General features: G+C 35.9%; 15 protein-coding genes and 5 pseudogenes. 12 read left to right on the top strand and 8 right to left on the bottom strand.

Features of this window, described 5'->3' with window-relative positions:
• Nucleotide 1 precedes the first annotated feature (1 nt).
• On the top strand, nucleotides 2-1,798 hold the full coding sequence (lepA, locus tag ACQH2Q_RS02470; protein ID WP_264339418.1) for a translation elongation factor 4: 1,797 nt from the start codon (nucleotides 2-4) through the stop codon (nucleotides 1,796-1,798).
• A 653-nt stretch (nucleotides 1,799-2,451) separates the two neighbouring features.
• Here lepA and ACQH2Q_RS02465 read toward each other — a convergent pair.
• A pseudogene (locus ACQH2Q_RS02465) lies at nucleotides 2,452-3,392 on the bottom strand (IS5 family transposase).
• A 359-nt stretch (nucleotides 3,393-3,751) separates the two neighbouring features.
• Here ACQH2Q_RS02465 and ACQH2Q_RS02460 point away from each other — a divergent pair.
• Nucleotides 3,752-3,859: pseudogene (locus ACQH2Q_RS02460) on the top strand (TrbC/VirB2 family protein); the annotation flags it as partial.
• A 62-nt stretch (nucleotides 3,860-3,921) separates the two neighbouring features.
• Nucleotides 3,922-4,589 (top strand): annotated as a pseudogene (locus tag ACQH2Q_RS02455) (IS630 family transposase); the annotation flags it as partial.
• 10 nt (nucleotides 4,590-4,599) lie between these two features.
• Here the strand turns inward: ACQH2Q_RS02455 and ACQH2Q_RS02450 are convergent.
• Complete coding sequence (locus tag ACQH2Q_RS02450) at nucleotides 4,600-5,925, bottom strand: IS4 family transposase (protein WP_264339118.1); 1,326 nt, start codon at nucleotides 5,923-5,925, stop codon at nucleotides 4,600-4,602.
• A 90-nt stretch (nucleotides 5,926-6,015) separates the two neighbouring features.
• On the opposite strand from ACQH2Q_RS02450, the pseudogene ACQH2Q_RS02445 reads away from it, so the two are divergent.
• Both ACQH2Q_RS02445 and ACQH2Q_RS02440 read left to right on the top strand, forming a co-directional pair.
• Nucleotides 6,016-6,222, top strand: a pseudogene (locus ACQH2Q_RS02445) (transposase); the annotation flags it as partial.
• 27 nt (nucleotides 6,223-6,249) lie between these two features.
• Nucleotides 6,250-6,519, top strand: a pseudogene (locus ACQH2Q_RS02440) (TrbC/VirB2 family protein); the annotation flags it as partial.
• Here the strand turns inward: ACQH2Q_RS02440 and ACQH2Q_RS02435 are convergent.
• The gene (locus ACQH2Q_RS02435) at nucleotides 6,495-7,493 is read right to left on the bottom strand and encodes a pyruvate dehydrogenase complex E1 component subunit beta (RefSeq protein WP_012673123.1); all 999 of its coding nucleotides are present in this window, start codon (nucleotides 7,491-7,493) and stop codon (nucleotides 6,495-6,497) included. The pseudogene ACQH2Q_RS02440 and the gene ACQH2Q_RS02435 sit on opposite strands and share 25 nt — an antisense overlap.
• Nucleotides 7,494-7,874: 381 nt before the next feature.
• On the opposite strand from ACQH2Q_RS02435, the gene ACQH2Q_RS02430 reads away from it, so the two are divergent.
• Nucleotides 7,875-9,200, top strand: a complete 1,326-nt coding sequence (locus tag ACQH2Q_RS02430) for an IS4 family transposase (protein ID WP_264339118.1) — start codon at nucleotides 7,875-7,877, stop codon at nucleotides 9,198-9,200.
• Here the strand turns inward: ACQH2Q_RS02430 and ACQH2Q_RS02425 are convergent.
• Together ACQH2Q_RS02425 and ACQH2Q_RS02420 are read right to left on the bottom strand one after the other, a co-directional pair.
• Nucleotides 9,177-9,305, bottom strand: coding sequence for a hypothetical protein (locus ACQH2Q_RS02425; RefSeq protein ID WP_264339480.1), 129 nt, complete (start codon nucleotides 9,303-9,305; stop codon nucleotides 9,177-9,179). The two genes, ACQH2Q_RS02430 and ACQH2Q_RS02425, sit on opposite strands and share 24 nt — an antisense overlap.
• Before the next feature lie 84 nt (nucleotides 9,306-9,389).
• Nucleotides 9,390-9,512 carry a hypothetical protein gene (locus ACQH2Q_RS02420; protein ID WP_255317433.1) on the bottom strand — a complete coding sequence of 41 codons (123 nt, stop codon included), beginning with the start codon at nucleotides 9,510-9,512 and terminating at the stop codon, nucleotides 9,390-9,392.
• A 122-nt stretch (nucleotides 9,513-9,634) separates the two neighbouring features.
• Here ACQH2Q_RS02420 and ACQH2Q_RS02415 point away from each other — a divergent pair, with 122 nt between their 5' ends.
• Both ACQH2Q_RS02415 and ACQH2Q_RS02410 read left to right on the top strand, forming a co-directional pair.
• Entirely contained in the window at nucleotides 9,635-10,474 is an 840-nt protein-coding gene (locus ACQH2Q_RS02415) for a polysaccharide deacetylase family protein (RefSeq protein WP_264339479.1), read from the top strand.
• The gene (locus ACQH2Q_RS02410) at nucleotides 10,429-12,003 is read left to right on the top strand and encodes a penicillin-binding transpeptidase domain-containing protein (protein ID WP_006280388.1); all 1,575 of its coding nucleotides are present in this window, start codon (nucleotides 10,429-10,431) and stop codon (nucleotides 12,001-12,003) included. Before ACQH2Q_RS02415 ends, ACQH2Q_RS02410 begins: the two co-directional genes overlap by 46 nt.
• A gap of 299 nt (nucleotides 12,004-12,302) precedes the next feature.
• On the opposite strand, the gene ACQH2Q_RS02405 is transcribed toward ACQH2Q_RS02410, so the two are convergent.
• The gene (locus ACQH2Q_RS02405; RefSeq protein ID WP_155968924.1) at nucleotides 12,303-12,479 is read right to left on the bottom strand and encodes a hypothetical protein; all 177 of its coding nucleotides are present in this window, start codon (nucleotides 12,477-12,479) and stop codon (nucleotides 12,303-12,305) included.
• Between the two features lie 428 nt (nucleotides 12,480-12,907).
• On the opposite strand from ACQH2Q_RS02405, the gene terL reads away from it, so the two are divergent.
• Nucleotides 12,908-14,359 (top strand): phage terminase large subunit, encoded by a 1,452-nt coding sequence (terL, locus tag ACQH2Q_RS02400; RefSeq protein ID WP_425383572.1) that lies wholly within the window; start codon nucleotides 12,908-12,910, stop codon nucleotides 14,357-14,359.
• Nucleotides 14,360-14,599: 240 nt separating this feature from the next.
• On the opposite strand, the gene ACQH2Q_RS02395 is transcribed toward terL, so the two are convergent.
• Nucleotides 14,600-15,649, bottom strand: a complete 1,050-nt coding sequence (locus ACQH2Q_RS02395) for a class I SAM-dependent methyltransferase (protein WP_425383571.1) — start codon at nucleotides 15,647-15,649, stop codon at nucleotides 14,600-14,602.
• A gap of 101 nt (nucleotides 15,650-15,750) precedes the next feature.
• On the opposite strand from ACQH2Q_RS02395, the gene ACQH2Q_RS02390 reads away from it, so the two are divergent.
• Together ACQH2Q_RS02390 and ACQH2Q_RS02385 are read left to right on the top strand one after the other, a co-directional pair.
• Nucleotides 15,751-16,122 carry a hypothetical protein gene (locus ACQH2Q_RS02390; protein WP_405196811.1) on the top strand — a complete coding sequence of 124 codons (372 nt, stop codon included), beginning with the start codon at nucleotides 15,751-15,753 and terminating at the stop codon, nucleotides 16,120-16,122.
• The gene (locus ACQH2Q_RS02385) at nucleotides 16,123-16,407 is read left to right on the top strand and encodes a DUF2610 domain-containing protein (protein ID WP_010962783.1); all 285 of its coding nucleotides are present in this window, start codon (nucleotides 16,123-16,125) and stop codon (nucleotides 16,405-16,407) included.
• Nucleotides 16,408-16,413: 6 nt separating this feature from the next.
• Here ACQH2Q_RS02385 and dapD read toward each other — a convergent pair whose 3' ends face one another.
• Nucleotides 16,414-17,244 carry a 2,3,4,5-tetrahydropyridine-2,6-dicarboxylate N-succinyltransferase gene (gene dapD / locus ACQH2Q_RS02380; RefSeq protein WP_264339475.1) on the bottom strand — a complete coding sequence of 277 codons (831 nt, stop codon included), beginning with the start codon at nucleotides 17,242-17,244 and terminating at the stop codon, nucleotides 16,414-16,416.
• Between the two features lie 73 nt (nucleotides 17,245-17,317).
• Here dapD and ACQH2Q_RS02375 point away from each other — a divergent pair, with 73 nt between their 5' ends.
• Nucleotides 17,318-17,746, top strand: coding sequence for a zinc-ribbon domain-containing protein (locus tag ACQH2Q_RS02375; protein WP_010962781.1), 429 nt, complete (start codon nucleotides 17,318-17,320; stop codon nucleotides 17,744-17,746).
• Nucleotides 17,747-17,832 lie beyond the last annotated feature (86 nt).

Here is a 17,832-nt window from a genome sequence, read left to right as displayed (position 1 = left end):
AATGAACAACATAAGAAATTTTGCAATAATAGCGCATATAGACCACGGTAAGTCAACGCTTGCTGACCGTTTAATAGAGGAATGTAACGGCCTTGAAGCAAGAGAAATGACCAATCAAATACTCGATTCAATGGATATAGAACGCGAACGTGGGATTACAATTAAGGCACAGACGGTAAAACTCAATTATACGGCAAACGACGGTAATCAATATTGCCTAAATCTCATGGACACCCCAGGTCACGTTGACTTTTCTTACGAGGTAAGCCGAAGCTTAGCCGCATGTGAAGGTTCACTTTTAGTGGTAGATAGTAGCCAGGGCGTTGAAGCACAAACCCTTGCAAATGTATATAAAGCTATTGACAACAACCATGAAATAATAGTTGTGCTCAATAAAGTTGATCTTCCTGCTGCAGATCCAGAAGGGGTAAAACTCCAGGTTGAGGAAATAATCGGTATTGATGCAAGTGAGTCAGTTTTAATATCAGCAAAAACTGGACTTGGAATAAAAGATGTACTGGAAGCAATAGTAGCAAAACTTCCAGCTCCTCAAGGTGATGTAAATGCTCCATTGCAAGCAATTTTGGTTGATAGTTGGTATGACACTTACTTAGGAGTAGTAATTTTAGTGCGAGTTAAAAATGGAGTGCTAAAAAAAGGCATGAGAATTGTTATGATGTCTAATAATGCTACATATCAAGTGGACAATATTGGTATTTTCACCCCTAAAAAAGTTATGACGAGTGAGCTTTCAGCGGGTGAAGTTGGTTTTATAACTGCTTCAATGAAGGAAGTAGCAGACTGCAAGGTAGGAGACACTATCACTGAGGAAAAGAGACCTTGTAGTGAAGCACTTCCTGGATTTAAAGAAGTGCATCCTGTGGTATTTTGTAGCATTTTCCCTCACAAAACGGATGATTTTAAATATCTAAGGGAAGCTCTAGAGAAGTTACATTTAAATGATGCAAGTTTTACCTTCGAAGCTGAAACTTCAAATGCACTAGGCTATGGATTTCGTTGTGGTTTTTTGGGAATGTTGCATCTTGAAGTTATTCAAGAAAGGCTCGAGAGAGAATTTGATTTAGACCTAACAGCAACTGCACCGAGTGTTATATATAGGGTTACAACACGAAGTGGTGAAATTTTGAATATTCATAACCCAAGTGATATGCCAGATCCAACGAAAATTGAAATTGTGGAAGAACCATGGATTACCGCAACCATAATGGTCCCTGACCAATACTTGGGAGAGATTCTATCTCTATGTGAAGAAAGGAGGGGAGAACAGGAGGATTTATCTTACATTGGTAACACAACAACAGCATTGTTAAGATATAAATTACCACTGTCTGAAGTTGTTTTTGACTTTTATGATCGATTAAAATCAATTTCCAAAGGATATGCAAGTTTGGATTGGGAAATTTCCAGCTATCTGGTAAGCCAAATAGATAAATTAAGCTTTTTAATTAATGGAGAGCCCGTAGATGCACTGGCTTGTATCGTTCACAAAAGTAGGGCAGAAAAAAGAGGGCGTGAAATATGCGCACGCTTGAAGGATCTAATACCACGTCAGCAATATAAAATCGCGATTCAAGCGGCAGTGGGCGGAAAAATTATTGCCAGAGAAACGATTAACCCATACAGAAAAGATGTAACAGCTAAACTCTATGGTGGAGATGTAACGCGAAGAATGAAACTACTTGAAAAGCAAAAGAAGGGTAAAAAAAGGTTACATTCTATAGGGAACGTAAATATTCCACAGAATGCTTTTATTCAAGCCTTGAAGATAAGTGATTGATCTTAAAAGACTTCTTGTATAGTTTTTGGCAACAACCGTTAGAAACGAAAAAACTTACTTGACAAACTCCGCCAGCTCCCTTATCATGAAACTGAAGCTATTTATTTATCTTCGCAATCTGTGCAGGTTAATGACAAAAAACTTAGGGTATTTGGCGTCTCATGTTTAATTTTTCGCACTACGTGCATCGCATGTCTTTAAAAATTTTTAGGTTTTTACCTATATAAGCCGAAACGCGCTTACAAAGCGTTTAAGACAGCAAAAAACGTCAAATTGACAAGGGAGAATTTGAATGCTAGCTACTACGGGGTTTCTTTGCCTTTTTTCCTGCTTAGTAAATTTCTTAAACACTTGCGGTGTAGGTTAGTTGCAAGTTAAAAGCAGCTAAATCGCTCTTAATCAAGCGTTTTAGAATAAAAAAACGCCGATATTTTAGTACATAGTAAATAGCCAACCACCACGGGGCTTCTTTTGCCTTTTTTTCATTTGGTAAATTTCTTAATGTTTATGGCTAAACGACAACCGTCATCCCGCTACTTGTTAGCGGCTGAGATACCGCGGCGGTATGACGTAGGACTGCTGTCATCCCAGTGCTTGACACTGGGATGGCTTTGTTGCATCGCTCTTCGGATAGTAGGTAACGCACAATAAATTTATGAAGCTATCTCAAATTTAGCCATACCAATATCAGTGAACTTATTGAGCAAATAGCATTTAACAAGTAGTTCCTTCTCTCTATTTGTCTCAGATTTATTCCTAAAACTAAACCCGAATGTTTGTTTCAGTCGCGAGAAAAAACTTTCTATATAAGATCTTTTTCCATAACTCATCTCTTTTTTCCACTTCTTTATACCATCTTCATCATATGACTTTATGAGCTTGACTGCAGAATTTCTCTCAGCCATATAGTCTAACTTTGGATGCTCTGCTGCGTTGTTTTTCGGAGGAATTTTCGTTTTTATACCATATTGATTACACAGCTTATAGAGCTTTTCTCTGTCATATGCCCTATCTGCATATAGTACTTTTATGACATACTGAAAATCGACTTCTTTTAGCAAATCACAAGCTCCATAGTGATCAGCCGTTACTGTATTTTACAGCTATGGCTTTTTTGCTGTTTGTATTCAACATTACATGCAATTTTCTTGTCTGCTCATAGCTGCGATACTTTCTATCTTCGCTATTTTCTTTGCTATGACCAGGAGTGTTGTTGTATATACTAATTCCTGTACTGTCTATAGCAATTTCGATATCTTCCATATTATTTTCTGCAATCATTGATCTTAATATTGAGTTTCTTAAACCTTCTTGATGATTGTGAATAGCTGATAACTTGCAAATTTTTCCCAATTTGCTCAAGGTATCCTGCTATAAACCCAACTGTTTGCCTCAGGCCTATTCTAAATAAACAAGTTATTATGTGCACCAAAATTACAACTTTATCGCTATAAATATTGTTGCCACCTGGTATTTTTGGACCATTCTCGTACCACTTTTCTATGGCTTCGTTGATATAATGAAAAATATTTCCTCTTTTTTCTAGAAATTTGTTATATTCGCTATGGTTACTGACCCTCATTTTTTGTGGCATATTTTTTCTTTCAAGGTTAAATGGCTATTTTATAATGAATTTTGTCAGTAGCCACCAGATTTTTTCAGTTGCTATGCAACAAAGCCCACTGGGATCCAGTTGAGCTATTTCAACAAAAATACTGCATTTGAGATGAACGTTTATTCTTACCAGACTTATTTATAAATATAACAATTAAAGTCTGGATTCCAGCGTCAAGCACTGGAATAATATCGTTTACTATGTCTATATTACAATATTTGTGCAGTTGTGCGTCAACTACTTTTGTGGCACTGTTTGTTATTCAATCTTTATGCTAGTTTTACTAAAAATTATAGTATTTTAGGTATAATTGCAATATCTAAATTTAAGGTATAGAGATGAACCCTAGGAAAGTTTTTAATATTCTTTTTATAGTATTATTTATTTCTTTTTCTCATGTTGGGAGTGCTGCCGCTGGCACTAATACTGATACAACTGCTCAAGTATAGCTCTTTCCATAAAAGTCCGGATGTGATAGGATAAGGGTAGATGATGATAAGGAGGTTGAATGCCAGCAGCATATAGTTATGATTTAAGAAAAAAAGCAATGGAAGCGCTAGACGAAGGAGAAAGCAGAGAAACAGTGGCAGCAAGATTTAAGATTGGAAGAACTACTTTATGGGAGTGGCAGCAAAGAAGAAAAGAAACAGGAGACTTTCAATCAAAAAAACTTGGAAATGGGGGTTACAATCACAAAATTACCGACTGGGATACCTTTGCCAAATTTGCCAGAGAACACGGAGGAAAGACTCTATCGGAAATGGCTAAACTTTGGAACAACGTTAGTATCCAAACGATCTATCGAGCCCTTAAAAAAATTGGATTTACGCGCAAAAAAAGACATATGGATACAAGGAAAGAAACGAAGAAAAACGTGCTGAATTTTTGAAAATTATAGCGACAAAAGAACCTAAAAACTTAGTGTATATAGATGAGTCTGGCATTGATAACACCGAAGACTACCCCTACGGATATTGCCAGAAAGGACAGCGGTTTTATGCCTTAAAATCTGGAAAGAAAACTCAACGAATCAGTATGGTTGCAGCCTTAAGTGGAAGAAAGATAGTTGTTCCGTTAACCTTTGAAGGCCACTGTAATATGGATGTTTTTAATGGATGGTTTGAGCAATTTTTGACACCGATCTTGGAACCTGGACAGACTGTCATTCTTGACCATACGCGTCAAGTTAAGAGATTGTGAGCAAATTTAGAGAGGTTAAAGTGGATACTCTAGCCCTTCTACGTTTGTCTTTTAATGAAAATCGCGACCAAGTTATAGTGAGTTTTTTAAGAAATGCTTTTAAACTATTAATTTTGGTTAATACTAAAAATAACTCTCTAACCCGCCTTTTTAGCTCAATAAATGCCTTTGTTAAGCTAAGTTCTGTATTCTTTTTCACTTCTGTGCAACCAACTATGCCGTGAAATATAAGAATTGCGCACAATTTAGCATATAGTTCACATAATACTCTGCATGGCTTTCCTTTTAGCTTATCAAGCCTGATATGGCTTTTATACAATTTAAATAATAACTCAATTTGCCACCTTACTCTGTAAATCGTTAATACTTGCTCAGCACTAATTTTATTTTCTGGAACATTAGTTATAAATATTGACCAGTTCAACAATTTTTGATTTCTTTTAGAGGATGTATATCCCTGCGATCTTGCTAATCTATTAGCTTTCCTTCTTCTGGCCATAGACTGTTCTTCAGTTAGTTTCTGACATATAATTCTTACTCTAATTTTTGCTTCTTTTCCTAACAATACCTCGTTTTCTAAAAATAACTTATCCTCTAAACATTCTAATAACTCCATTTTTTGATTTGTTTCTACATCATATATGTTGGTATCGGATTTATAACGACTTATGAAATAAGCTCCTATTTCATTGATTTGTTTAAAAGAACTTGGCACAAAATAACCGAGATCAGATATTAGCAAATCATTGCTTAATATATTACTTAAATGTTTCCTATATCCCTGGTCTGATCTTACCCCCTCCGTTAAATTAAGTTGGTCTATTATCTGATTCATGTAGTCGAAAACTAATTGTAACTTTATTCCAGACTTAGTATTGCTTTCATAGCCACTGTAGCTAGTACCATAACCTTTATACATCTCTTCCATACTGTTAGGTAGAGTAATATAGCTACTGTCCAATAATTTAACACTATTAAATTGCTGTAAGATTTTGCAATCAACTTGCAAGATATTTTTAAAGAGAATCACAGATTCATTATACATCCTTTTCATAAATTCCACTGCTTCTTCAGTAAATCTAAAATCCAAACCTTGTTTTGTTATATCTATCGAGTCCTCGTTTAGTAATTGACACATTGTTTCTACGCTACAATTATCAACTCCTATATTACCCAAGACCATGGCTTTTACGAATGATGAACCTTTTAGCTTTCTCTTTCTTTTTATAAACCTTGTTGTAATTGAGATTTTCTCTGCTTTTTCATTAAAAAATTCTTTGAGCTTTTTTGATAAGCAAGTTATTTTATTCATTGGTTCTCTCACTAAAAGTATATCTGGGAGAACTTATACCTTATTATTCTATCTCTTTCATACCTTTATTTCCTTAACTTGACGCGTATGGTCATTCTTGACAATGCTACTTTTCATAAGTCTGATAAGATTATCGAGCTTGCTAAAGGGGTTGGTGCAGAAATTTTGTATCTGCCGCCTTATTCTCCAGATTTCAACAAAATTGAGCATCATTGGTTTGCTATAAAAAACAGAGCCAGGAAAAACATTCCTCTATTCGAATCCTTTCGTCGTGCTGTTGATTCTGCCTTCCTATGACCTGTTCGGACTATTATGAGAAATGCTATAATATGTAACATTATTGGCTACGTTTGGGGAATAGGCGGACCGCTTATGACCGTAGTGATAATAGGTGCAGCTTTGCTTGCGATATTTGGTAGAATGCCATGGCCAGCTCTTTTTGCACTCGGTATATTTTGTGCTGTATTTTTCGGTGCTAAAACTATCGTCATAAAAGTAATGGGTGGTATAGGCGGCACTGGAAATACTTCTTTGATGGACCAATGCGGAACAGGAGACACAAAAAAGAACTATTTTTTTCTAAAACAGACCTGATGCACGGCTTCAACTATATCTTCCACTTGCGGTAATGCTTTTTTTTCTAGATTTGCAGCGTAAGGTAAGGGGATGTCCTTGCCAGTTACACGTACAACTGGAGCATCAAGGTAGTCAAATCCTTGTTCCATAACAACGGCTGACAGCTCTGCTCCTATTCCTGCAAATGGCCATCCTTCTTCTACACTAACTAACCTATTAGTCTTCTGAATAGAGTTAATAACAGTTTGAGTGTCAAGTGGTCTTAAGGTTCTGAGGTCAATAACTTCAGCTTCTATACCTTCACTCGAAAGTAAATCTGCTGCATTTAAGGCATCCATTAATTTTAATGAAAAAGCAGTGATAGTTACATCCTTTCCTTCCCGTATAACAGCAGCTTTGCCTATCTCAAGTAGATAATCTTTGTTTGATAGCTCAGAGTCAGAAACTTCATGCTCATGTCCATAAGCTATTTCGTTTTCTAGAAATATTACCGGATTAGGGTCACGAATTGCAGCTTTAAGCAGACCTCTGCAATCGGAGGCAAAATAGGGTGCTATTACTTTTAACCCCGGTATATGCGAATACCAAGCTGCAAAGCATTGAGAATGTTGTGCAGCAACTCTTGCTGCAGCGCCATTTGGTCCACGAAATACTATAGGGCATCCAAGTTGTCCGCCTGACATATAATTTGTTTTTGCTGCGGAATTCACAATTTGGTCAATAGCTTGCATAGAAAAATTAAAAGTCATAAACTCAACGATTGGCTTTAATCCAGCAAATGCCGCTCCAACAGCAAGGCCAGCAAATCCATGTTCGGTAATAGGCGTATCAACTACTCTGTTTTCTCCAAACTCTTTCAGTAATCCTTTCGTTACTTTATAAGCACCATCATACTCTGCAACTTCTTCACCCATGATAAGCACATCAGAGTCGTTTTGCATTTCTTCTCTAATTGCTGTGCATAAAGCTTCTCTTACACTTAAGGTTGCCATTTATAAACTTTTATAGACTTTAACTAAAGTAACTATATCAGAATTACTGGGGGTAAGTAAAGTGTACAAATTAAGTTTTACAAACATCATGACCAACTCATTCCAAAAAAAAATCTTCTCACGCTTGCTGGTTTTGGTTGCTAAAAATGATTGTATTGCTTGTGTTTTTAATAATATATACTGCTAAGTTAATAATAATTCACTTGGGAATAACAGAAAAATACATGATAATTTTATATTTCAAATAGAATAAAATCCTTTTTATTGATACTGTCTTTTTTTGTAAAAAACCATACGCGTCAAGTTAAGGAAATAAAGGTATGAAAGAGATAGAATAATAAGGTATAAGTTCTCCCAGATATACTTTTAGTGAGAGAACCAATGAATAAAATAACTTGCTTATCAAAAAAGCTCAAAGAATTTTTTAATGAAAAAGCAGAGAAAATCTCAATTACAACAAGGTTTATAAAAAGAAAGAGAAAGCTAAAAGGTTCATCATTCGTAAAAGCCATGGTCTTGGGTAATATAGGAGTTGATAATTGTAGCGTAGAAACAATGTGTCAATTACTAAACGAGGACTCGATAGATATAACAAAACAAGGTTTGGATTTTAGATTTACTGAAGAAGCAGTGGAATTTATGAAAAGGATGTATAATGAATCTGTGATTCTCTTTAAAAATATCTTGCAAGTTGATTGCAAAATCTTACAGCAATTTAATAGTGTTAAATTATTGGACAGTAGCTATATTACTCTACCTAACAGTATGGAAGAGATGTATAAAGGTTATGGTACTAGCTACAGTGGCTATGAAAGCAATACTAAGTCTGGAATAAAGTTACAATTAGTTTTCGACTACATGAATCAGATAATAGACCAACTTAATTTAACGGAGGGGGTAAGATCAGACCAGGGATATAGGAAACATTTAAGTAATATATTAAGCAATGATTTGCTAATATCTGATCTCGGTTATTTTGTGCCAAGTTCTTTTAAACAAATCAATGAAATAGGAGCTTATTTCATAAGTCGTTATAAATCCGATACCAACATATATGATGTAGAAACAAATCAAAAAATGGAGTTATTAGAATGTTTAGAGGATAAGTTATTTTTAGAAAACGAGGTATTGTTAGGAAAAGAAGCAAAAATTAGAGTAAGAATTATATGTCAGAAACTAACTGAAGAACAGTCTATGGCCAGAAGAAGGAAAGCTAATAGATTAGCAAGATCGCAGGGATATACATCCTCTAAAAGAAATCAAAAATTGTTGAACTGGTCAATATTTATAACTAATGTTCCAGAAAATAAAATTAGTGCTGAGCAAGTATTAACGATTTACAGAGTAAGGTGGCAAATTGAGTTATTATTTAAATTGTATAAAAGCCATATCAGGCTTGATAAGCTAAAAGGAAAGCCATGCAGAGTATTATGTGAACTATATGCTAAATTGTGCGCAATTCTTATATTTCACGGCATAGTTGGTTGCACAGAAGTGAAAAAGAATACAGAACTTAGCTTAACAAAGGCATTTATTGAGCTAAAAAGGCGGGTTAGAGAGTTATTTTTAGTATTAACCAAAATTAATAGTTTAAAAGCATTTCTTAAAAAACTCACTATAACTTGGTCGCGATTTTCATTAAAAGACAAACGTAGAAGGGCTAGAGTATCCACTTTAACCTCTCTAAATTTGCTCACAATCTCTTAACTTGACGCGTATGGTACGTTCTAGTAGCTCGTGATCCAATAAAGACCTGCCTCTGCTTGATAGAATACGAGTTTCCAATTTTTCTTTTCTCTCACTATTATTCATAAAAACCTCCAAGGTCAACATTATATACAAATTCAGCGCCAGCTTTCTGACGCAATAGTTCTCGAGGAATAACCCTTTTGAACTCTAAATTTGCAATGTTGTCCTTGTTGCTTTAAAAGCTGGAATACCATTTGCCATATGAATTTGTGCATTGACATTTACTGTGCTAATTCCCTGAAGCGCAACGGTATTTATATTTGCAATCATAATATATTATATAAAATTGTTAATACAATATATTAAAGAAGCGATGAAGTAAAGGCTACAGCAATTAAAGATGGCTTAACTTAGCAAAAAAGTGTAGTATTCTATCACTTTGCTGATTACAAATGTTTATAAGGATAATCACTTTTTTCTTACTATATTCAAGTACGGCTTTTTGTAGTGATTGTAATTTTAATTTACCATACTGTGGGCTCAGTTGTAATCTAGATCTATCATATAGAAATTTAAGTAATATAAAAAAATTATTGAATAACGACGATAAGTTTGTTGCGCTTACGTTTGATGATGGACCGTCTAACAATAGAGTAAACGATATTATTAATGTTCTGGAAAGCTATGAAGCAAAAGCAACATTTTTTGTGCTTGGTGAACGTATAAATGAAAAAACGTCTGAAATAGTAAAGAAAATTCATGAATCAGGTCATGAGTTAGGCAATCACTCTTGGTCGCATAGGAAGTTGACATCACTTTCAAGTGAGGAACAATTGCAAGAATTGGAAAAGACAAATACAGCAATTAAAAATGCAATAAAACAAGATGTAAAATGGTTTCGTCCGCCATATGGATGTTATGACGATAATCTGATTGAAAATACTGATCAATTAAATATGTATTCAATATTATGGACAGTTGATTCGCTAGATTGGCAAGGTGATAAGCCAGAAACTTTAGTTGAAAGAGTTTTAAGTAATGTACATAATGGAGCAGTTATACTGTTTCATGATCACAATAACAGGTCAAACACAATTGAAGCTTTACCTCATATTATTAAAATACTAAAAAAATCAGGTTATAAGTTTGTGACCTTAAGTAAGTGGGAAAAAAGGGTTTGTAATACGGTAAAAGCCAGAAGTGTAACAATAAAAGAGGGGAAAAAAGTGTGTTTTGAAGGAATGTTATGTGGACAAAAAACAAAGTCTTTAACCGCAGAGCATTCATATTAGGTGGTATTCAGCTTACCATTTCTGCGGTTTTTAGTTGCAGGTTATATAATTTACAAATACGAAACAGACAAAAGTACGAAGCACTATCTAATAGTAATAGAATAAGAGTTGCTACTATTATGCCTAAGCGGGGCAAAATTTTAGATAGGAATAGCATTGAACTTGCGGTAAACAAAATTTCGTATGTTGTTTTGTTTGATGGTTCTGGTAAGGAAGTTGATTTGCAGACATTATCAGAAGTCGAGTCTAAAATAGCAAAATCGTCAGAAAAAATAACTGCTCTTTATAAACGTTATTACCCGTTTGGTTCAATGTGTTCTCATGTAATCGGATATACAAAAAGACAGCAAGGCATAAGCGAAGTAGGAATCAGCGGTATTGAATATACATATGATCATATATTGAAAGGCAAGTCAGGAAAATCTGAGCAGGAAATAAATTCTAAAAAACGCGTCATAAAAGAATTATCAAGCATACCACAACAAGACGGACAAGATGTACAACTGACAATTGATATTAATCTGCAAGAGAAAACCGCAGAGGTATTTAAAGATCACCAAGGCTCCGCAGTGGTAATTGATGTAAATAATGGAGAAATTTTAGCATTATATAATTCACCTTCTTACGATAATAATCTTTTTGCTAGCAGGCTATCAAATGAGACTTGGGAGAGCTTGAATGCTCCTTCATTGCCGCTCGTGAATCGTGCGTTATCATATCAAATTCCACCTGGTTCAATATTTAAAGTAATAGTTGCGCTTGCGGGTTTAAAAGACGGAATAATCACACCAGAAGAAAAATTCTCGTGTAAGGGCTATATGAAAATAGGTGAGCGGAAATTTCGTTGCCTGAAAAGCAAAGTCCATGGATATGTATCTTTAAATGAAGCAATGGCATTATCATGCAACACTTACTTTTATAATATAGGGAAAAAAATAAGTGTAGACTCTCTAGTAGAAATGGCCAGAAAATTTGGTATTGGAAGTGGGCCACTGATTGGAACGTTTAAAGAAGAAGCTCCAGGGTTGTTGCCAGATAGAGATTGGCGTACACGAAAGCTATATTCGCAGTGGTATTTAGGTGACACTATCAACTTAGTTATAGGACAAGGGTATATGCTTACAACACCACTACAGCTTGCAGTTCTTGCAGCGAGGATTGCAACAGGAAAAGAGGTAATTCCCCGCATTAAGATGAATGAAACGATACAAGATTTTCCCGATATTGATGTGGATTGTGAGCATCTTAGCATAGTTCGAAAAGCTATGTTTGATGTGGTGAATTCTAAAACTGGAACCTATAAGAAAGGGCTAAGCGGTATACAAATTGCTGGCAAAACCGGTACACCAGAAATAAACTCTAAGGGCGAAAGTCATAAGTTATTTATCGCCTATGGCCCTTACCATAACCCGCGCTATGCAATCTCTGTGTTTATAGAACACGGCAAAGCCCCACGCCAAGATGTTGCAATTGCTAATGAGATATTTCAGTATATGCTTGAAACTATGAGTATTAAACTTCTTGCATAACCATATAACAAACTTTTATTGGGAATAGAAACGAAAAAACTTACTTGACACCCTTCGCCAGCCCCCTTATCATAAAACTGAAGCTATTGTATTTGCTTTCGCCAATCTGCAGATTAAAAGGTAAGGATTACTTAATGTATCGGCGTCTTATGTTTAATTTTTTGCAGTACATAGATACTGTATGTCTTTACAAAACTTCATCTACATCTAGATTTTTATCTAAATAAGCTGAACGCGCTTATAAAGCGTTACAAGACATCAAAAAATGCCAATACTCGACAGAGATAGTAAAAGACTAGCTAACTCGGGGATTCTTTGTCTTTTTTTCTGCTTAGTAAACTTCTTAAACATTTGCAGCGTAAGTTAGTTGCAATTAAAAGCAGCTTAATCTTGCTTGTCAAGCGTTTAAAACATAAAAAACGCCAATATTTTAAAGCGGATAATAACCCCAGGGCTTCTTTTGCCTTTTTTTTCATTTGGTAAATTTCTTAATATTTATAGCTAAACAACAACCGTCATCCCTAAGTATCCCGCTGCTTGTTAGCGGGATCTCTTGTTAGCGCCGCGGTGGTATGACGTAGGATTGTTGTCATTCCGCTACTTGTTAGCGGCTGAGATACCGCAGCGGTATGACGGTTAGCGGCGGCATGACGGTTCGTGGCGGCATGAAGATAAGCTCGTCATCCCGCTGCTTGTTAGCGGGATCTATGTTAAGGTATAGTAGGGGATCTATGTTAAGAGATACCGCGAATGAATCGCGGTATGACGGTGTAATGATGGTTAAGTAATTCGTCATCCCGCTGCTTGTTAGCGGGATCTAGAGATACCGCGACGTCTCACCTATAGCCTTCAGTGCTCCTTTTTTTGTCATCCCAGCGTCACGCGTTGGTTTCAACATTATATCATGAACTTTCTAAAATTCATTGAACTGTGCTTTCAAACGGTAGTGCCGGGGTGTGAGTATAACGATTATCAGTATATAAAAGTCATAGCAGATAGGCTGGAAGCGGCGAGCGCTGGTGAAGTGAAACGAATAATATTCAATATGCCTCCGCGCTCGATGAAGTCCATGTGCATAAGCGTTGCGTGGCCCGCATGGATACTGGGAAACCAACCAACTGCGAGAATAATAGTTGCAAGTTATTCTCAGCGGCTCAGCGAAAAGCACTCGCTCGACACCAGGTGCGTGATGCAGTCTAGTTGGTATAGAGCGCTATTTCCAGAGATAGAACTATCCAAAGACCAGAATACAAAATATAAATTTCAAACAGTGCAGAGAGGATACAGAATCGCAACATCAGTTGGTGGAACACTAACTGGTGAAGGTGGTGATTTTATCATTGTGGACGATCCGCTCAGTTCTGCTCAAGCTTTGAGTGAAACGCTTAGAAAGCGTGCCACAAACTGGTTTGATCAGACTTTAGTAACCAGGCTGAACGATAGAAAAAAAGGAGTCATCGTTCTTGTAATGCACAGGCTACACCAGGAGGACTTAACTGGACACCTTCTCTCCAAGCCAAAAAACATATGGCATCATATTTGTTTGCCAATGATTTCTGAAAATAAGCAGGTTATTTATTCAATCAAAAAGCCAATACCTCCCGTTCCTATCATCCGAGTAGCTCAGCACTGTGCGACCAGGCGATTATATAATAAACCAGCGTCACCTGTAAGGATATTATATTCAAGAGAAGAAGGTCAGTTGTTATATCCCCTCGATGGAGGAAAAGAAGAAGTTGAGATAATAAAAGCTGAACTTGGGAGTTACGCTTTTGCTGCTCAATATCAACAAAACCCTCTGCCGCTTTCAAGTGGTATAATTAAACCAGAGTGGTTGAAACGCTATAAAAAATTTCCTGATAATCTCTCGCATATAACACAAAGTTGGGATACTGCGGTTTCAACAAGTAACATGAGCAACTTTAGTGTCTGCATCACCTGGGCAAAAATAGATAATAAATTCTATTTACTTGATGTATATCGCGCAAAGCTTGAGTATCCAAAGCTTAAAGAACAAGTTTTATCACTAGCTGCAAGATGGTCACCACACGCGATTTTGATCGAAGCCAAAACAAGTGGTCAGCAATTAGTACAAGAGCTAAAGACAAACAGTGATTTACCGATTATTGAAATAGTGCCACATGATGACAAACTCACTCGATTTTATCAAATTGTTCCGACTATAGAGTCTGGCAAGGTTTTTCTGCCACATCAAGCAGTATGGCTGAACGATTTTGAGTATGAGATTTTAATGTTTCCTGAAACTCGACACGATGATCAAGTAGATAGTACCGTGCAATATCTCCAGTGGGTGAGAAACAGTACCTCCAGGGTTGCAGCTATACGAGCATTGTGATTTGAGTCTACCAGTACTGGGATGACAGCTAGGAGACAACCGTTATCCCGCTACTTATTAGCGGGATCTAGAGATACCGCGAATGAATCGCGGTATGACGGTTCGTGGTGGTATGACAGTTCGTGGCGGTATGACGGTTCGCGGCAGCATGACGATAAGCTCGTCATTCCGCTACTCGTTAGCGGAATCTATGCTGAGATATCGCGGCGGTATGACGTAGGGAAACCTTTCTTGGGTTAGCTATATCAATAGCATTGCTTTAAAAAGAGTGCCCATATTTTCAGTCAACCTTAAGAATTCACTAAAGATCCTATTCTTTTGTTCATCACTTGCGCTTTTCATTAAAGCCTGGGTTCTTTCTTTTATGCCAAAAAGATATAAAAATTCCCTTTGAGTTAAAATCTCGCAATCTACGTGTTTTAATGAATCTTTTAATGCTTGAAAGTTTACAAGTGCGGTAATATCACTACTACCAACATTCTCAAGAAAATTAGCATACTTATGTTGTTTTATCGATTGCAAAGTGCTCTTATATGCGGGGTATACATAACCGTAATCTACAATCAAAGCAGCTCCTTTATTATTATATATCTTCTTCTCAAGTTTTTTTAATATTTCAACCCCAACTGAACATATTTCCACCACTGCACCATTAAAAAATTTTCCATTTGTCATCTGAGTAGCTGACACTGGAATCCATGATTCTTTTTTTCTGGATTCCAGTGTCACGCACTGGCATGACACCAAGAGACTGCCATCATCTTGTTTTGTCACCATATTTTCATACCACCCCTCATCATGATATACAAACTGATCTATCGGAAGAGCGTCAAAGAACTCATTTGCTAAAAAAATGGTTGGTTGTTCTGGTAGGTTGTCAATATTTTTGTGCCAATTAACATCTAAGCTTTTTAATTTTTCCTTTTGTATCTTCCGTAAAGTAGGGCTTATTTCAACTAAGTGGATCAACATTGAATTAAAAAAGCTGCTGTATTTTTTAGTGACTCTTATTATATCGTGAATGAGTGTTCCTTTGCCTGGCCCAAGTTCAACTAGAGAAAATTTTGATGGCTTTCCTAATTTTTCCCATGTATGCATTATCCAAACTGCAATTACTTCACCAAATAATTGGCTGATCTCAGGTGCGGTAGTAAAATCACCATCCTTACCAAGCGGTAATTTACTTGTATAATAGCCGTATTTTTCATGGTACAAAACGGCATTCATGAAATCACTGATGGATATTGATCCTTGACTTTTGTCAATTAATTCGTGTATATAAGTGAGCATGTTATTAATAAATGTTTAACTATAGCGTGCCATAATATAAAATAGTAGAGTATTTATATATATAGTATACACTTAAGTTTGTGAGTAATAGTGCTTCAGTTATGGACGACAAAAACACCGATTATGTTGCCCTTATAGCTCAAGATGATAGTATTGAATACAAATTTGAAGAAGCTGTCAATTTTATAGAAAACAAGGTTATAAATGCTGATGGGCTAACTTTAGCGGAAGTGTTTCAAGTGCTAGTTCAAATGCTAAATGGTGATCTAGAATTGGTAAAAAAAGTACTAGCATGTGCTAATATTATGGCAAAGCATGGAATGAAGGTAGCAAAAGAGTCGCAATTAAGCAGAGCTGATGTTCGCCGAGCTTTGGAAGGTAGAGAAAGTGTTGTCAATAGACAAGATTTTATAAAGAAACCACCTCTTCCACCTGCTATAAAATCGACCAAAAAGAAAAGTAGAGGTCTTTAGATGGCTGAATCTATAAAAAAATTTACTGTACAATGTGACTTCAAAGGGCAAAGTTCACCTTTTGCAATATATATAGGAAATCCAAAAAGTGATGCTCATCCAATTCATCATCAAGATTCCTGGCTTGTAAAAGAACGTGGAGGGAATATTCCTAATAAAGTAAAAGAAAGTCTACAAAAATTATATAAACTATCTCAAGAAAATGGAGTCTCTTTCTCAGAGTTATGCGCGTATGCCATTACTGTGGTTAGTAATAATGATAAAAAAAGTGACGACAAGGAGTAAGATAGTTTAATCCCTCAATATTTCATTTATAGAGATTTTCGATCTCGTCTTTTCATCCACTTTTTTTACTATGACTGCACAATAGGTTGAAATATTATTTTTAGATGGAATAGACCCTGGTACCACTACAGAATAAGGTGGCACTTCGCCGTAAAATACCTTGCTAGTTTCTCTATCAATAATCTTTGTTGATGCCCCAATAAACACGCCTATGCCAAGGACTGATCCTTCTCTCACTACCACACCCTCGGCCACTTCGCTACGTGCTCCAATAAAGCAATTATCTTCTATAATGACAGGTGAAGCTTGAATAGGCTCAAGAACTCCACCTATTCCCACTCCACCGGAAATATGACAGTTTTTTCCTATTTGCGCACAGCTACCAATCGTTGACCAGGTATCTATCATTGTTCCTGAATCAACATATGCACCAACGTTGATAAAACTTGGCATTAGAACAACATTTGTACCTATATAAGCAGATCGGCGAACAAAACACCCAGGAACTGCTCTAATTTTTAACCGGCGAAATTTCTCCTCATTCCATTCACTAAACTTGTTACCGATCTTATCAAACCAGCAATTGGTATTGTCTATTATTTTGCTTTCTTCAGTGAGAAAATGTAATAATATTGCTTGCTTTATCCACTTATGTACTACCCATTCTCCACTTGATAGCTTTTCTGCTACTCTAATTTTGCCACTATCAAGGAGCTCAATTACCTCTTTAATTGCTATTCTTGCTGTTTTCTTTAGATTACAGTCATTAAATTTTTCTCTATTTTTCCAAATATCTTTTATCTCACTCTGTGTTTTTTTTAGTTGCAAACCTTCCATTTGTTATATATATATTGATGTTAAATTTGTAGCTCGTATCATTTGGGCTTGTTACTACTTATATGTAAGTGCTATGAAAATACAATGTAATAGTTGTACTAAAACTTACTTAGTATCTCCTAAGCAAATAGGTGCATCTGGAAGAAAGGTAAAATGTACGAACTGCAATCACATATGGCATGAATATCTAGAAGAAGTGTCAAACAAATCGCACTCTGCTAATATACAGGAAAAAAAAGTTAGTGGAAGGAATTTTTTACAAAATCTAGCATTTACCACTCTAGCTTTTGCAACAGCTACAGGGTTATGCGTCGTAATTGCTAACGGCATCTTTCCTAGAGAGATGAACAAAGCATACAAAACGATCAGTTTATACAAGGATTCAATAAGCTATAAATTAGGGTACAAAAAAGAACAAACAGAAAGTCCAAATGTAAAAAAACTTGCTGTAAATAAGTTTTATCAAGACTACCTTTTTTTATCTAATTTAAGATCTAGTTAAATAGGCATACCGATATCGGTCTCTAGCTACTCAGATGGTGCTTAGGGTGACAGAGTTTTAAAAATAAGTTATTTTTTAGCAAAAAA

The organism is Wolbachia endosymbiont (group A) of Melieria omissa, from assembly GCF_964031125.1.
GTDB lineage: Bacteria > Pseudomonadota > Alphaproteobacteria > Rickettsiales > Anaplasmataceae > Wolbachia > Wolbachia pipientis.
The sequence above is the reverse complement of the archived record's forward strand: the minus strand, read 5'-3'. Positions and strand labels throughout refer to the sequence as shown.

Coding starts and splice junctions, on each gene's coding strand:
- ACQH2Q_RS02425 (WP_264339480.1), bottom strand. CDS start 9,305: ATGAATAATAGTGAGAGAAAAGAAAAATTGGAAACTCGTATTCTATCA.
- ACQH2Q_RS02450 (WP_264339118.1), bottom strand. CDS start 5,925: ATGAATAAAATAACTTGCTTATCAAAAAAGCTCAAAGAATTTTTTAAT.
- lepA (WP_264339418.1), top strand. CDS start 2: ATGAACAACATAAGAAATTTTGCAATAATAGCGCATATAGACCACGGT.
- ACQH2Q_RS02430 (WP_264339118.1), top strand. CDS start 7,875: ATGAATAAAATAACTTGCTTATCAAAAAAGCTCAAAGAATTTTTTAAT.
- ACQH2Q_RS02395 (WP_425383571.1), bottom strand. CDS start 15,649: ATGCTCACTTATATACACGAATTAATTGACAAAAGTCAAGGATCAATA.
- ACQH2Q_RS02390 (WP_405196811.1), top strand. CDS start 15,751: ATGGACGACAAAAACACCGATTATGTTGCCCTTATAGCTCAAGATGAT.
- ACQH2Q_RS02415 (WP_264339479.1), top strand. CDS start 9,635: ATGTTTATAAGGATAATCACTTTTTTCTTACTATATTCAAGTACGGCT.
- ACQH2Q_RS02405 (WP_155968924.1), bottom strand. CDS start 12,479: ATGAAAAAAAAGGCAAAAGAAGCCCTGGGGTTATTATCCGCTTTAAAA.
- ACQH2Q_RS02435 (WP_012673123.1), bottom strand. CDS start 7,493: ATGGCAACCTTAAGTGTAAGAGAAGCTTTATGCACAGCAATTAGAGAA.
- ACQH2Q_RS02385 (WP_010962783.1), top strand. CDS start 16,123: ATGGCTGAATCTATAAAAAAATTTACTGTACAATGTGACTTCAAAGGG.
- dapD (WP_264339475.1), bottom strand. CDS start 17,244: ATGGAAGGTTTGCAACTAAAAAAAACACAGAGTGAGATAAAAGATATT.
- ACQH2Q_RS02410 (WP_006280388.1), top strand. CDS start 10,429: ATGTGGACAAAAAACAAAGTCTTTAACCGCAGAGCATTCATATTAGGT.
- ACQH2Q_RS02420 (WP_255317433.1), bottom strand. CDS start 9,512: ATGATTGCAAATATAAATACCGTTGCGCTTCAGGGAATTAGCACAGTA.
- ACQH2Q_RS02375 (WP_010962781.1), top strand. CDS start 17,318: ATGAAAATACAATGTAATAGTTGTACTAAAACTTACTTAGTATCTCCT.
- terL (WP_425383572.1), top strand. CDS start 12,908: ATGAACTTTCTAAAATTCATTGAACTGTGCTTTCAAACGGTAGTGCCG.